Origin of the sequence: Polynucleobacter sp. JS-Polo-80-F4, assembly GCF_018881965.1 — a bacterium.
Taxonomy (GTDB): domain Bacteria; phylum Pseudomonadota; class Gammaproteobacteria; order Burkholderiales; family Burkholderiaceae; genus Polynucleobacter.
Genome location: NZ_JACVPI010000001.1, coordinates 773,557 through 788,220 on the forward strand (window position 1 = coordinate 773,557; position 14,664 = coordinate 788,220).

A 14,664-nucleotide genomic window follows, 5' to 3' on the forward strand; every position below is an offset into this window, starting at 1 on the left:
GGGAATTGCAACATAGCGCTCCACCACTTTTCAGACAGGGCATTCCGGCCTTACTTAAACTGATTGTCTGTCTGTCGATCAGCATCGCTCTGATGCTGATCGATTTTCGCTTCAAGGCGCTCGACCCCATTCGCAATAACGTCAATTGGATTTTGCGTCCACTTGAATATGTCATGATGGCTCCACGAAATGCATTCGAAGCGACATCAGAATATTTCACAACAAGATCAACTCTTGATCAAGAAAACCAGGTAATGAAGGTTCGTCAGGCAGAACTCTCTTTGCTAGCAAATCAATCTGAATTTTTAATGGTGGAAAACCAAAACCTGCGCGAGCTAATGACTTTGCAAAAACAGGTTCCCTTCAAAACATTGCCAGTAGAAATTCTGTTTAATCCACCTAATCCGATTTCGCAACGTATCGTCATTAATCGCGGCAGTAACGATGGGCTTAAGCTTGGCAACCCGATTGCCAATGATTCCGGCATCTTGGGTCAGGTGGTTCGCCTGTATGAGCGCTCAGCTGAGGCCTCCCTTTTAGAAGATCGTGATTTTGCAGTTCCTGTCCAAGTTGCACGTAACGGACTTCGTGCTGCTGTATTTGGCGCAGGGCGCGGCAACCCTCTGGAGTTGCGCTATTTACCAGTAGCCAGCGACCTAGAGGTTGGTGATATTTTGCTGACCTCGGGAATCGACGGTGTTTATCCCCCGGGTTTTGCTGTGGCGGTGATTAGCAAAATTGAGCGTAATGCTGATAAAAATTCTTCCAATGTATTTTGCGTGCCAGTTGCCGCAGTCAATCGCTATCGTCAAGCGCTTGCCTTGTTGTATGACCCACAGTTTGACGCCAAGGCACCAGCAAGCAACAAATCACCTACTGGCACTCCTTTGACCAATACACCAGGTAGACGGCAAACTCGCGCGCGGGGAATGCAATGATCGATTTCCAGAGCGGCTACATTCTGCGTCCGGTAAATCCGGTTTTCATTTATTTCAGCTTGTTTTGTGCGCTGCTATTAAACCTATTGCCGATTGGCAATTATGGTTGGGTGCCGGACTGGTTAATTTTGTGCATCGTGTTTTGGAATATTCATCAACATCGCTATGTGAGTGTGATCACTGCCTTCATTTTGGGCTTGATGATGGATGTTCATAATTCAGACTTATTGGGTCTGCATGCCTTTAGCTATTCCCTAGTGGCTTACGTAGCGATCTCGTGGCATCGGCGCATTGTGGCCCTTACCGTTCTGTCGCAAGCTCTACACCTGCTGCCTATTTTCTTATTAGTGTCACTGTTTCCCGTATTGGCGCATTGGTTGCTCAGCGGAGAGCTCTATTGGTGGGCCTTAACAGGCGCAATTCAGGCCTTGATTGAAGCAATGCTATGGCCATTCGCTACACGTATTTTGCTTGCGCCGCAGCGTCGTCCTATAGATGTTGATCACAATCGACCCCTCTAAGAAGTAGCATGGTTTCTTTTAAAAAACCGGATCTCGACTCATTTCAAGAGCGCATTCATATTGCGACTTTATTTGTCACGTTTTGCTTTTTACTTCTGATCACACGCCTGGTTTGGCTGCAGCTAGTTAGCCACGGAAAATATGCGCTCCTAGCAGAGAGCAATCGCATTGCTTTAGTGCCGGCACCTGCAAACCGCGGCCTTCTAATAGATCGCAATGGCATCGTCATTGGCCGAAATTATTCCGCGCTCACCTTGGATGTCAATGCCGAAGAGGTAAAAGGGAATGTAGATCAGCTCATTAACGATCTTTCCGAAATCATTGCCATCTCCCCCAGGGATCGTCGCAATTTCAAGCGATCGCTAGAGGATTCCCGCAATATGGGTACTTTTCCTCTACGTTCTATGCTCAACGAGACCGAAACAGCCCGTTTTATGGCCAATCGCTACCGTTTCCCTGGGGTTGAGATCCGCGCTAGAAGCTTTCGGGAGTACCCATATAACGAATTGGCATCCCATCTGATTGGCTATATTGGGCGCGTTTCCCAAAAGGATAAGGAGCGCATGCAGGCCGAAATTGAGGGCGCCAAAGCAGACGATCCCGATGCATTACAGACCTCTTTTTTGCCAGGCATTCAGTACGTTGGCAAGATTGGCCTAGAGCAAAGTTATGAAACTGTTTTGCGTGGCGTGCCTGGATATGATCAAGTAGAAATTACTGCGGGTGGAAAACCAGTGCGCACCCTTTCAAGCTCGCCATCAGTTCCAGGAAAAAACGTTGTTCTGTCTGTTGATATCAAGTTGCAATATTTAGTTGAGCAACTGTATGGCAATTTCCGTGGCGCGTTTGTAGCGATTGAACCAGAGACAGGCGATGTATTGGCATTTGTCTCTAAGCCTAACTTCAATCCCAATGACTTTGTTGAGGGCATTGATTCAGTTACCTGGAAAGAGCTTAATGACTCTCCACAGAAACCGCTTTATAACCGCCCACTAAAAGGGATCTACCCACCGGGCTCAACTTATAAACCCTTTATGGCGCTTGCGGCTTTAGAAAACAAAAAGCGTACGCCATCACAAACAATTTCTGATCCTGGTTTCTTTGATTTTGGCAATCATACTTTCCGTGATGATAAAAAAGGTGGGCACGGAATTGTCGATATGCAAAAGTCGATCGTTGAATCTTGCGATACCTACTACTACATGCTTGCACGCGATATGGGCGTGAACATGATGCATGACTTTATGAAGCCTCTAGGCTTTGGCCAAATTACTGGCATTGATTTACAAGGTGAAGCAAGAGGTGTTCTGCCATCCACCGAGTGGAAGAAAAATACCTTTAAAAAACCAGAGCAGCAAAAATGGTATGAAGGCGAAACAATCTCCCTTGGCATTGGCCAGGGTTACAACGCCTTCACTATTTTGCAACTAGCTCACGCTATGGCTAACGTTGCCAATAACGGCATTGTCATGAAGCCCCACCTCGTTAAAGCAATTGAAGATCCTTTTACTCGGAATAGAGTGCTTACTACGCCGAAAGAAAGTTATCGCATTGATCTGAATGCTGAAAATATTGAAGTGATTAAAAAAGCCATGCTTGAAGTAAATATTTCGGGCACCTCTGCAGCAGCATTTAAAGGTACCGGATATCAAGTGGGCGGAAAAACTGGCACAGCCCAGGTCTTCAGTTTGAATTCAAAAGAATATAAGCATGGCTCCACTGCAGAATTTTTACGTGATCATGCTTTGTACATTGCATTTGCGCCAGCAGAAAAGCCAACCATCGTGATTGCAATGGTTGTAGAGAATGCAGGCTTCGGCGCGCAATATGCAGCCCCGATTGCACGCAAAGCGCTGGACTTTTACATAGAGGGCAAGTGGCCTAAGGAGATTCCTGAATGGAAAAGAGCCCCTTAATAAAAGTTAAAGGATTTTTCTTCAGCCTATTTTCTGGCCTAGACCGCCAGCTAGGCCTTATTTTACTTGGCTTAGCAGCTGTCGGCTTTTTTACATTTTTATCTGCCGGTCAAAATACTCCTGTGCAAATTGGAGATGAGCTGCGCAATCTTGCGCTCTCTTTTGTAGTGATGTGGGTTGTCTCACGCATTCCACCCAAGTGGTTAGAGATGGGGGCAGTTTGGATTTATGGCTTTGGTGTTGCCCTTTTAATTGCGGTGGCTGTATTTGGATTAATTAAAAAAGGTGCACGTCGCTGGCTCAATATCGGCGTTGTAATTCAGCCATCTGAAATTATGAAGATCGCAATGCCATTAATGCTCGCTTGGTACTTTCAAAAGCGCGAAGGCATTCAAAAATCTTGGGACTATGGTGTTGCTGCAATCATCTTGGCAATTCCCGTCTTTTTAATTGCGCGCCAACCAGACCTAGGAACTGCACTGCTTGTTTTTGCCGCAGGGCTCTATGTCATCATTTTGGCGGGCTTGCCTTGGAAGTGGATCCTGCCGTTTGTAGGGCTGGGTGTTATTGGTATTTTGTTAATTATTATTTTCGGCAGAACGATTTGCGCTCATGACGTGGTGTGGCCATTTGTTCATGACTATCAAAAACATCGTATCTGTACTTTGCTTGACCCTACCAGCGACCCATTAGGAAAAGGTTTTCATACAATTCAATCGATGATTGCAATTGGATCTGGCGGGTTCTTTGGAAAAGGTTGGTTTCAAGGAACTCAAGCGCACTTGGAATTTATTCCGGAAAAACATACCGACTTTGTATTTGCTGTTTTTTCAGAAGAATTTGGCTTACTAGGCAACCTAGTATTGTTGGGGCTTTTCTTCGCATTGATTAAGCGCGGTCTTGCGATCTCTGCAAGCGCCCCAAATTTATTTACCCGATTACTTGGTGCAGCAGTTACTTTAATTTTCTTCACCTATGCATTTGTGAATATTGGCATGGTGAGCGGTCTGTTGCCAGTAGTTGGTGTCCCATTGCCATTCATTAGCTATGGTGGCACTGCATTAGTCACACTTGGATTTGGCGCAGGAATCTTAATGAGTATTCATCGTCACCGCCGTTTGGTACAAAGCTAACTTAACGAGAGACTGTGTATTTGTTTATTTAGATTCTGAGGAAATAAAAAAGCCCGGCATGCCGGGCTTTTTTATCAACAAAGGAAGAATTACTTCTTACGCTTGTTAACTGAATCTTTAAATGCTTTACCAGCAGAAAACTTAACAGTTTTTGCAGCAGCAATTTTGAGTGGCTCGCCAGTTTTTGGGTTACGACCCATACGTGCAGCACGTTTGCCAGAAGCAAAAGTACCAAAGCCGATCAGTTGTACTGAGTCACCTTTAGTAACAGCTTTAATGATTGTCTCGATAGCAGAATTCAATGCGAATTCAGCTTTGGCTTTAGAAATCTCCGCGTCGTCAGCAATCGCTGCGATTAGTTCGGCTTTGTTCAAGTGAAGCTCCTTATAGATATTGATGTCAGCGCACATTACGCTTACATGATTTTAACCACAAAAAATTACAAAAATAAAGTTGCGTTACAGCAATTTTTTACAACGACTACAAATTACTCATCTAAAACGGTGATATCAGAAACAAAATACTCGGTATCGCCAAAACAAGAGGTTGGCAAGCCAATGTGTTGCTCATACTTTAAGGCAACTTTTTTGCCTAAATTAGCATTTATTTTCTGCGCCACAGCATCTTCACGCACCGTAAAGAGGAATTTTTCAGACATCGTGCCCGGCATAGAAACCATCGCCAATTCACCTTCCCAGGTTTTGCATACATAGCCACGATTGGAGAATTTCTGCACATATCCTGCGCGCTCACCACTTCCGTAGCTCCAAGTTAGCATTCCCCATGTATAGACCGAAATACCCACTAACCCAATTAAAACAAGGCTTAAGAGCCACTTTATAAAGCTATTCATCAGAATTTCCTTGGTAAATCTACACATAAACCCTTAGCGGGTCCTGATATCTTCTATACGCAGTATATGTGCATCCCAGCGGAAGAAATAGTCTAATTAGCAGCGACATACAAATTAAAATACTAGCAATTACCTCACTTAGACAAAGCCCATGGAAATTCGCCACATCATCTTTTTTATTTTTGTAGCCTCCGCGGTCTATGTTTATTTTCGTGGAAAGGTTCGTTTTGGGGTTGTCAGATCTCTTACCGACTATCAAGTACTTTTGGCGCCAGTAAATGCGCTTTTATATCTATTCTCGAAAGTGAAGCCTGGCGCCTATATTCCAGTAAATCAATTTCCAGAGATGAAACCCATCCAAGATAACTGGGAAATGATTCGCCAAGAGGCTCTTTCCTTACAAGAAGGTGGCTCGATTGCAGCGGCCACTGGTTATAACGATATTGGCTTTAATTCCTTCTTTCGCACTGGCTGGAAGCGTTTTCACCTTTGCTGGTACGGAAAAGAGGTGCCATCAGCCCAAGCAAAGTGTCCTAAAACAGTGGCGCTCCTAAAATCCATCCCCTCCGTCAAAGCCGCTATGTTCGCCTCCCTGCCGCCCGGCGCAACGCTTGTACGCCACCGCGACCCCTATGCCGGCTCTTTGCGCTATCACATTGGCCTGGTGACGCCCAATGATCCTAAGTGCTTTATTAATGTGGATGGGGAACGTTATTTCTGGAAAGATGGCGAAGCAGTCATGTTTGATGAAACCTACATTCATTTCGCCGCCAACGAAACAGATCAGCAAAGAATCATTTTGTTTTGCGATGTAGAGCGCCCCGTATACACCAAAGTAGTTGAGCTATTTAATCGCTGGTTTGGGCGCTATGTCATGAGCGCCGCTGCATCCCAAAATGTTGAAGGTGAAAAAATAGGCTTTGTAAATGTTCTGTTTACCTACTTCTACCATCTTCGTGCTCAAGCCAAAAAGTTAAAAGCAAAACATCGCTCCGTTTATTACGTAGGCAAATGGGTTCTCATTCTGGGAATTTTGTGGGCAATTTTCTGGTAAGCCCAAACTTCAGTTTTATGGGCTCAATAACTGAACAATTTGTTCAGGACTAATGGGGCCCCAGATTTCCACTCGTTTCTGACGGCTATTTTGACCAGAAACAAATTGAATCTGCTTTTGTGGCACTCTTAATTGCTTTGAAAGCCACGCCAATAAAAGCTCGTTGGCCTTATTTTCGAGGGCCGGCGCCTTGAGAGAAATTTTGAGGCAGCCATCATGAAGGCCAACGACCTTGGTTACCTTTGCTCCTGGTTGGCAATGTAAATTTAAGATAATTCCAGTGGGGGTTTGTTTTAACCAATTCGGTGTCATTAAAGTACTTTAAACTGAAAGCATGACGATGAAGAATTCTCAAGCTTTAGAACAGCTATTTTCCAATAATCGCGCTTGGGCCGAAAGCATGGTGGCAGAAGATGCCGATTTCTTTAAGCGCCTAGTTTCACAACAAGCCCCTGAATATCTATGGATTGGCTGCTCCGATAGCCGGGTTCCAGCAAATGACATTGTGAATTTATTGCCTGGTGAATTATTTGTTCACCGCAATGTTGCAAACGTAGTGGTTCACACTGATTTGAATTGCTTATCGGTTATTCAATTTGCCATTGATTTGCTTAAGGTGAAGCACATCTTAGTAGTAGGCCACTATGGTTGCTCTGGCGTCCATGCCGCTCTAACAGATAAGCGTGTAGGCCTAGCTGACAATTGGTTGCGTCATGTGAAAGACGTTCATCAAAAACATGAACGTTATTTGGGCGATGCGATTCCAACGCCCAAACGTCAAGATCGACTCTGCGAACTCAATGTCATTGAGCAAGTTGTTAACGTATGTGAAACAACTATCGTGCAGGATGCCTGGGCACGCGGCCAAGATCTGACTGTACATGGCTGGGCTTACCGCCTAGAAACTGGCTTAGTAAATGATTTGGGAATGTCGTGCAGCTCTATTGAAGAGATGACAGAGCGTTATGCCAAATCCGTAAAGCGCTACGAATCAGAACACAACTAATTTGCTTAAGTCATTTTTGAACTACCTAGGAGTTGGTTTTCTTGCGCTCCTTTCGATACTCCCATATAAGCTTTTAGTTTCTATTGGCTATGGCCTAGGCTATATAGCTGCACGTATTCCGAGCGATAGAAATCGAGTAGTCAAAACCAATCTCCATTTGTGTTTTCCAAAATTAAACGCAACTGAAATCGATGATCTTGCCAAGGAGCATTGGCGATTACTTGGGCGTAGCCTAGTAGAAAAAAGTATTATCTGGTGCGGCAGCTCAAAACAGCTAAGCAACATGATTGAAGTGAGATCAGCAGTAGATCTCTCCAGCAAAAAACCGCGCATCCTCGTCAACATGCATTTCACAGGCATTGAGGGGAGCATTATTTTGAGTGCGCTTTCTAAAGAAAAACATTGGCCACGCACTTCTGGTTTTTTTCAAAGAATGAAAAATCCATTCTTTAATAAAAAGATTATTGATTGGCGCAATCGTTTTGGCGGTAACTCAATTGATCGACAAGGCAATGCGAAAGCAATCATTCGAGAAATTCGCAATGGAGACTTCATCATCATTGCACCCGATATTGATTTAGGTCTTAAGGATTCTGAATTTGTACCCTTCTTTGGAATTCAAACTAACACCATTACCACCATCTCCCGTTTAGCAAAAATTACTGGTGCAGATGTATGTCTGATGACCACCACATTAAAGCCGGATGAATCAGGCTATCTTTGTGAAATTAGAAAGCCCTTAGAAAACTTTCCAGGGACAGATCCCAAGGAAGATACGGCACGACTGAATCAATATTTCGAAGCTGAAATTCGGCTGCGACCGGCTGAATACTACTGGGTGCACAAGCGCTTCAAAAACCCGCCAGATAGCGGCCCAAGCCCCTATAACCCTTCTAAATAAAGGTCATTTGTCCTATCATTAAGGGATGACCGAACGTATTGGGCTATTTGCCGATCTCCACAGTAATTTAGAAGCTTTTGAAGCCTGCATGGCTCGTGCGGAAGATCTCGGCGTTACACGCATGGTATTCATAGGCGATCTTGTCGGATATAACGCTGACCCGGCAGCAGTCATTGATCGCATCGCATCGCTTGTGGAGGATAAAAAAGCGATTGCTATCCTTGGCAATCACGATGAGGCTATTTTTAAAGATAGTCGCGATCAAATGAACGCAAATGCTAACGCCGCAATTGAGTGGACCAAGTCACAACTCAAGAATCATCATGTGGATTTCCTTAAAAATCTCCCGCTCATAGTTCAAGAAGAAAAGATCTGTTTTGTTCATGCCTCTGCACACAATCCAGCCGATTGGAATTACATTACCGACAGCATGAGTGCGTGGCGTTGCGTACAAAACTCTGGGAAAAACTATACCTTCGTTGGTCATGCGCATGAGCAAGCGCTTTTTTATCAAAGCGCTGTTGGAAAACTCATTCGCTTTGCCCCGCACCCTGGCGATGAAATACCCGTACTGCACCATCGCCAATGGGTGGGTGTTGTAGGTTCGCTTGGTCAGCCTAGAGATGGAAATCCTGAAGCATGCTTCGCAGTATTTGAGCCTGAATCTGAGATTCTGACTTTTCATCGTGAAGCCTACGACTACTTTACCGCCGCAGATAAAGTGCGTCGCGCTGGCCTGCCAGAAGAGTTGGCAAATCGCCTTATCACTGGCAAATAAAATCAATGGCCATCAATACCGATATTGAAGCAGTAGACGACATATTTCAAGAAGGAAAAGTAGTAGACGGCTTTGTCTTGGGCAAGGAAGTGCATCGCGGCGGGATGGCTAGCCTCTTTTCTGCAACCAAAGAAGGTATAGATGTCCCCATTCTGCTAAAGATTCCCCGCGTTGGCAGAGATCAGCCTGTAGAAAGTTTGATTGGCTTCGAAACCGAGCTTACGATCTTGCGCTCACTAAAAAGCCCTTATGTTCCTAAATATTTAGGCTCCGGCAATATGGCCACGCGCCCTTATATTGCAATGGAAAGAGTCGAAGGTCGTCCACTAGAGGACTATATCAAGGAAGGAAAAGTCTTTACGATTGATGAGGTCGTTCGGATCGGCGCAGATCTTGCGCAAGCCGTTCAGTCTTTGCACTCACAAGATGCCATCCACTTAGATATCAAACCTGAAAATATTTTGATCGATGACAAGGGCAAGCTAACACTCATCGATTTTGGTTTATCGCACCACGCTCGGTATCCAGATTTACTTGCAGAAGAAATGCGCAAAGGCATTGGGTCAGCTCCATACATTTCTCCAGAGCAAGTGGCTGGTATTCGGTCTGACTCTCGTAGTGATATTTTCTCTATCGGCGCAATCATGTATGAATTGCTGACGGGCGAGCTACCCTTTGGCAACCCCCAAACCATGAGTGGTCTGCGCAAAAGAATGTGGGCTGAACCATTTCCTCTGCGCGCTATTCGTAGAGAAGTCCCTCGCTGGCTTCAAGAAGTTGTTCTTAGATGCTTAGAACCTCGCGCTGCAGATCGCTATCAAAGTGCCGCACGTTTACGTCAAGTATTGCGAGACCCAGAGGGTGTTACGCTTACTGAGCGTGCAGACCGAGTTGAGCCCCCGAGCTTTTGGCAAAACCTCAAAGGGATGTTCAAGGCTGCGGGCTATGAGCCCTCTCCAAGCCCGCGCCCCAGCATGGGCAATTTTGATGCACCCCTCATGATTGCTGCGATCGATACACGTCAGTCAGATGAGGACTTGCGTGAACGTATGCAAATCACTGCAAAGAATTTATTGCAGGCCTATCCCGAAAGTCGCCTAGTCTGCTTGAGCACTATCAGCAGCACACCCACCTTCGAGGGTAATCAAGAAAATGAAACCGCTAGCGGAATTGTGCGTGGCCATTTAGTGCAGCTGATGGATTGGGCCAAACCCCTGAAGCTACCACCCGAAAGGATTTCTTATCACGTGCTAGAGGCCCTTGATCCTGCCTCCCGAATCGTAGAGTTCGCCAAAGACAATGATGCGTCCCTCATTTTGATTGGCGCATCACATAAATTACCAAACAAGGTAACACCCTGGAGAACCTCCATGACGAAGATCGTCGAGGAAGCCCCCTGTAGCGTACATATTGTCCGAACTTAAACTCAGCGCATTTTGTCTTGCTTTTGATCCAAGATAAGCTCAGGTTCTTGTGCCTCAATCCAGTTATCTCGATTGAGCACGCTAGTTAATTGCTTTTGGTCTAGTTCGCCAGTCCACCTAGCAACCACAATAGTGGCCACGCCATTGCCAACCAAATTAGTTAATGCCCGTGCCTCGGACATAAAGCGATCAATGCCCAAGATAATCGCCAATCCTGCAACTGGAACATCTCCGACAGCAGAAAGAGTGGCTGCCAACACAATAAATCCGCTACCGGTTACACCTGCAGCCCCTTTGGATGTAAGCAACAGCACTAACAAGAGAGTAACTTCCTGCATGAGGGTCATGGGCGTATTGGTTGCTTGTGCAATAAATACTGCAGCCATAGTCAGATAAATAGAGGTGCCATCTAGATTGAATGAATACCCCGTTGGAATGACGAGACCAACACAGGTTTTCTTGGCGCCCAACAGTTCCATTTTTTCCATCATGCGCGGCAAGACGGATTCAGAAGATGAAGTCCCTAAAACAATTAATAACTCTTCTTTAATGTAGCGCACGAATTTAAAAATATTAAATCCATTAAATCGCGCAATGAGCCCTAAGACAATAAATACAAAGAGGAAGCAAGTTAAATAAAACGCACCCATTAATTTGCCCAATGAAAATAAAGAGCCGATGCCGTATTTGCCAATAGTGAATGACATTGCGCCAAAAGCGCCAATAGGCGCAAACTTCATGATGACGCCAATCATGTCAAAAAGAACATGTGATGTTTTTTCAATTAAATCAAACACCATTGTTCCGCGACCACCGAACTTATGCAGCGCAAATCCAAACAATATTGCAATGAAAAGGACTTGCAAGATTTCGCCCTTAGCAAATGCATCTACTGCGCTGCTTGGGATGATGTTCATTAAGAAATCAGTAGTGGTGCCCATCTTCCCGGGTCCGGTATATGCAGCAATTCCTTTAGTGTCCAGACTTGCTGGATCGATGTTCATACCCGCACCAGGCTGGAGCAGATTAACCACGACCAACCCCACTACTAAAGCAATGCTACTCACGATCTCAAAATACAAAAGTGCTAGTCCGCCCGTTTTACCAACCTTCTTCATATCTTCCATGCCGGCAATACCAAGCACTACCGTACAGAAAATAATGGGGGCAATTAACATCTTGATGCCTTTAATAAAGGCATCGCCAAAAGGCTTCATTTCCGTACCCAGACTAGGGTAAAAATGACCCAGTAAAACACCAATTACAACTGCTGCAAGTACTTGAAAATAAAGGATTTTATAAAAAGGTGGTTTTTTTAATATGACGGTCATTTCGAAATCCTTTATTTAATAATTAGCAGGTATTTTTCATTTCGGCTGATTACATATTAACTCTAGGCTAGGAAATGGCCTTCATGCCGGATAATGCAGGCATGGAAGAAAAAGTACGCGTCTCAAAATTACTCTCTGAGCTTGGCCTTTGCTCACGTCGTGAAGCAGACTCTTATATTGAGCAGGGTTTAGTGACTGTAGACGGTGAAGTGGTCAATGAGCTGGGTACGCGTGCATTCCGTCATCAAAAGATTGAATTGCAATCAGGCGCTAAAGCGCAACAAGCCTCTCGCATCACCGTCATTCTCAACAAGCCTGTTGGTTATATCTCTCACTATGACGATGAACAGGAATACCAGCCAGCCGCTTCCTTAATCACACCCGAGAACTACTTTGCTAGTCCCATGGATAAGGGAAGAAATCCCCGCTTTAATACCAAAGGATTGGCGCCTGCAGGTCGCCTAGATATTGATTCCACCGGCATGCTAGTGCTCACTCAAGATGGCCGTATTGCCAAACTATTGATTGGTGAAAATAGCCCCATCGAAAAAGAATATTTAGTACGTGTTGAGGGCTTACTTTCTTTCGAAGATTTAGATCGCCTGCGCCATGGCCTCTCGCTTGATGGCGTAGAGCTAAAGCCTGCACAAGTGAGTTGGCAAAATGAAGATCAGCTGCGCTTTGTATTGCGCGAGGGCCGCAAACGTCAGATTCGCAGGATGTGTGAGATGGTTGGCCTCAAAGTAATAGGTCTCAAACGCGTCAGAATGGGCCGTATCTCATTGGGCCCACTTCCCCCGGGCCAATGGCGCTATGTAAGGCCTGAAGAGCAGTTTTGAGTCGCCTCGCACGCTTATAATTGCGTCCGAACCTAGATTAATCAGCGCAGAATTCCCATCGAAACTCTTATCTCCAGCACTCCAGGCGCAGAAGTACTTAGACGCCGTAGCTTTGCCATCATCTCTCACCCAGATGCGGGTAAAACCACGCTTACAGAAAAATTATTGCTTTACGCTGGAGCAATTCAAATTGCGGGGAGTGTTAAAGCTCGCAAAGCAAGTCGTCACGCTACATCTGACTGGATGGAGATTGAAAAGCAGCGAGGCATTTCGGTAGCGAGCTCGGTGATGCAGATGGAATATCGCGATTGCATCATTAACTTATTGGACACCCCGGGACACCAGGATTTTTCAGAAGACACCTATCGAGTTCTAACTGCTGTTGATTCGGCGCTCATGGTGATCGATGCTGCTAATGGCGTTGAATCTCAAACGCTGCGCTTGCTTGAAGTTTGTCGCGCCCGCAACACACCTATCGTCACATTCATTAACAAGATGGATCGCGAGGTCAAGCCTCCGATGGAGTTAATGGATGAGATTGAAACCGCGCTAGGCATTGAAGTAGTTCCATTTACCTGGCCAGTTGGTATGGGTAAATCTTTTGCTGGCGTTATCGATATTGCCAACATGCATATGCGAATGTTTAAGGCAGGCGAAGATCGTGTCACCGAAGATTCTCATGCTGTAGTTGATGTGAATGACCCAGCCCTTAAAGAGCGTTTAGGCACCGACCTAGAAAATGCTTTGTCTGAGGTGGAGTTAATTAAAGAAGCAATGCCTGCCTTTGATCTTGAGGCCTTTCTGGCTGGGCGTCAGTCGCCCGTATTCTTTGGCTCCGCAATTAATAACTTTGGTGTACGCGAGATTCTCAACACATTAGTTGAGCTTGCACCATCGCCAGGATCACGCAAAGCTCTACAAAGAGAAGTTAGTCCCGCAGAAAATAAATTCTCAGCAGTGGTATTCAAGATTCAAGCAAATATGGATCCAGCACATCGTGACCGTGTTGCATTTTTACGCATCTGCTCTGGGCATTTTCAGCGTGGCATGAAATTGAAGATTTGCCGCAACGGCAAAGAGGTCCGGACAAATAATGCGCTGTCCTTCTTGTCACAAAGGCGCGATATTTTGGATGAGGCCTTTCCCGGTGACATCATCGGCCTCCCCAATCATGGCTTGCTGCGCTTAGGCGACACGTTGACTGAAGGGGAGCAATTGCAATTTACTGGCTTGCCATTCTTCGCACCAGAAATTTTCCGCATGGTTGAGTCTGCAGATCCACTACGCTCAAAACAATTGCGCACTGGGCTGATGCAGTTGGGTGAAGAGGGCGCGATTCAGGTCTTTAGGCCAATGGCAGGCGGCACCATGCTGCTTGGCGCATTTGGTCAGCTCCAATTTGAAGTAGTAAGCCATCGTCTCCAAACTGAATATGGCGCAGAAGTACGCCTTCTGCCAGCCCGCTACAGCTTGGCACGGTGGGTTAGCTCGGATGATCCTGTAGCACTGAAAAAATTTACTCAAGAAAATATCCACCGCATGGCTGAAGATGTAGTGGGTGCATCAGTATTCTTAGCCTCACATAAATCAGAACTAGATGTTGCCCAACAGCGCTGGGAGTCGATTCAATTCCACGCCCTTAGAGAACATGCCGGCTTAATTTACCAATCCGATTTAGCGGGCTAATAAGCGTATTTTATTTACTGCATTAAAGAATTGATTAACGCGCGGCCTTGCAATCAAAGACGGCAACCAACTGAGTATCGCTACTTCTAAATGAGGCAACCTTGCCATACTGGGCACAATAAGCGCTAGCTTTCTGAGTTAACTGGTCAATCGACTCACCGCTACTGTTTAGAAATGTCACATGGTTTGCATCCGATCCATCGGTGTACACCGCGGCACAGGAACTCAATACAGAGATACAGCCTATGCTCAGGATAAAAGACTTCATCAATACATTCATTTAA

General features: G+C 45.4%; 16 protein-coding genes. 11 read left to right on the forward strand and 5 right to left on the reverse strand.

What is annotated here, in order from left to right; all coding sequences use genetic code 11:
- Positions 1-5 precede the first annotated feature (5 nt).
- The 4 genes from mreC to rodA are packed head-to-tail and all read left to right on the forward strand — an operon-like array spanning position 6 to position 4,508.
- On the forward strand, positions 6-938 hold the full coding sequence (mreC, locus tag ICN20_RS03845; RefSeq protein WP_216238176.1) for a rod shape-determining protein MreC: 933 nt from the start codon (positions 6-8) through the stop codon (positions 936-938).
- A complete protein-coding gene (gene mreD / locus ICN20_RS03850) occupies positions 935-1,459 on the forward strand; it encodes a rod shape-determining protein MreD (RefSeq protein ID WP_216238177.1) in 525 nt (174 codons plus the stop codon). The genes mreC and mreD overlap by 4 nt, the downstream gene beginning before the upstream one ends.
- Positions 1,460-1,467: 8 nt before the next feature.
- Positions 1,468-3,375, forward strand: coding sequence for a penicillin-binding protein 2 (gene mrdA, locus ICN20_RS03855; RefSeq protein WP_216238178.1), 1,908 nt, complete (start codon positions 1,468-1,470; stop codon positions 3,373-3,375).
- The gene (rodA, locus tag ICN20_RS03860) at positions 3,357-4,508 is read left to right on the forward strand and encodes a rod shape-determining protein RodA (RefSeq protein WP_216238179.1); all 1,152 of its coding nucleotides are present in this window, start codon (positions 3,357-3,359) and stop codon (positions 4,506-4,508) included. Before mrdA ends, rodA begins: the two co-directional genes overlap by 19 nt.
- Before the next feature lie 89 nt (positions 4,509-4,597).
- On the opposite strand, the gene ICN20_RS03865 is transcribed toward rodA, so the two are convergent.
- Both ICN20_RS03865 and ICN20_RS03870 read right to left on the reverse strand, forming a co-directional pair.
- Entirely contained in the window at positions 4,598-4,918 is a 321-nt protein-coding gene (locus tag ICN20_RS03865; RefSeq protein WP_150114176.1) for an HU family DNA-binding protein, read from the reverse strand.
- Between the two features lie 77 nt (positions 4,919-4,995).
- The gene (locus tag ICN20_RS03870) at positions 4,996-5,361 is read right to left on the reverse strand and encodes a hypothetical protein (RefSeq protein WP_216238180.1); all 366 of its coding nucleotides are present in this window, start codon (positions 5,359-5,361) and stop codon (positions 4,996-4,998) included.
- A gap of 157 nt (positions 5,362-5,518) precedes the next feature.
- Between ICN20_RS03870 and ICN20_RS03875 the strand changes: the two genes are divergently transcribed.
- Positions 5,519-6,415: an aspartyl/asparaginyl beta-hydroxylase domain-containing protein gene (locus ICN20_RS03875; protein ID WP_216240229.1), complete on the forward strand. Its 897-nt coding sequence runs from the start codon at positions 5,519-5,521 to the stop codon at positions 6,413-6,415.
- A gap of 15 nt (positions 6,416-6,430) precedes the next feature.
- On the opposite strand, the gene ICN20_RS03880 is transcribed toward ICN20_RS03875, so the two are convergent.
- Entirely contained in the window at positions 6,431-6,727 is a 297-nt protein-coding gene (locus ICN20_RS03880; RefSeq protein WP_216238181.1) for a DUF167 domain-containing protein, read from the reverse strand.
- A 22-nt stretch (positions 6,728-6,749) separates the two neighbouring features.
- Between ICN20_RS03880 and can the strand changes: the two genes are divergently transcribed.
- From can to ICN20_RS03900, 4 genes are read left to right on the forward strand one after another with little or no spacing between them, the layout of a single operon-like run.
- A complete protein-coding gene (gene can / locus ICN20_RS03885; protein WP_216238182.1) occupies positions 6,750-7,421 on the forward strand; it encodes a carbonate dehydratase in 672 nt (223 codons plus the stop codon).
- Positions 7,422-7,437: 16 nt separating this feature from the next.
- Entirely contained in the window at positions 7,438-8,322 is an 885-nt protein-coding gene (locus tag ICN20_RS03890) for a lipid A biosynthesis acyltransferase (protein WP_255534637.1), read from the forward strand.
- 25 nt (positions 8,323-8,347) lie between these two features.
- Positions 8,348-9,100 carry a metallophosphoesterase gene (locus tag ICN20_RS03895; protein WP_216238184.1) on the forward strand — a complete coding sequence of 251 codons (753 nt, stop codon included), beginning with the start codon at positions 8,348-8,350 and terminating at the stop codon, positions 9,098-9,100.
- Between the two features lie 5 nt (positions 9,101-9,105).
- Positions 9,106-10,524, forward strand: a complete 1,419-nt coding sequence (locus ICN20_RS03900) for a protein kinase (protein ID WP_216238185.1) — start codon at positions 9,106-9,108, stop codon at positions 10,522-10,524.
- Between the two features lie 2 nt (positions 10,525-10,526).
- On the opposite strand, the gene ICN20_RS03905 is transcribed toward ICN20_RS03900, so the two are convergent.
- Positions 10,527-11,855, reverse strand: coding sequence for a dicarboxylate/amino acid:cation symporter (locus ICN20_RS03905; RefSeq protein WP_216238186.1), 1,329 nt, complete (start codon positions 11,853-11,855; stop codon positions 10,527-10,529).
- Positions 11,856-11,956: 101 nt separating this feature from the next.
- Between ICN20_RS03905 and ICN20_RS03910 the strand changes: the two genes are divergently transcribed.
- Entirely contained in the window at positions 11,957-12,694 is a 738-nt protein-coding gene (locus tag ICN20_RS03910) for a pseudouridine synthase (protein ID WP_216226857.1), read from the forward strand.
- Between the two features lie 69 nt (positions 12,695-12,763).
- Positions 12,764-14,380: a peptide chain release factor 3 gene (locus ICN20_RS03915; RefSeq protein ID WP_216240231.1), complete on the forward strand. Its 1,617-nt coding sequence runs from the start codon at positions 12,764-12,766 to the stop codon at positions 14,378-14,380.
- Between the two features lie 34 nt (positions 14,381-14,414).
- Here the strand turns inward: ICN20_RS03915 and ICN20_RS03920 are convergent, their stop codons facing one another.
- Positions 14,415-14,660, reverse strand: a complete 246-nt coding sequence (locus tag ICN20_RS03920) for a hypothetical protein (protein ID WP_216238187.1) — start codon at positions 14,658-14,660, stop codon at positions 14,415-14,417.
- Positions 14,661-14,664 lie beyond the last annotated feature (4 nt).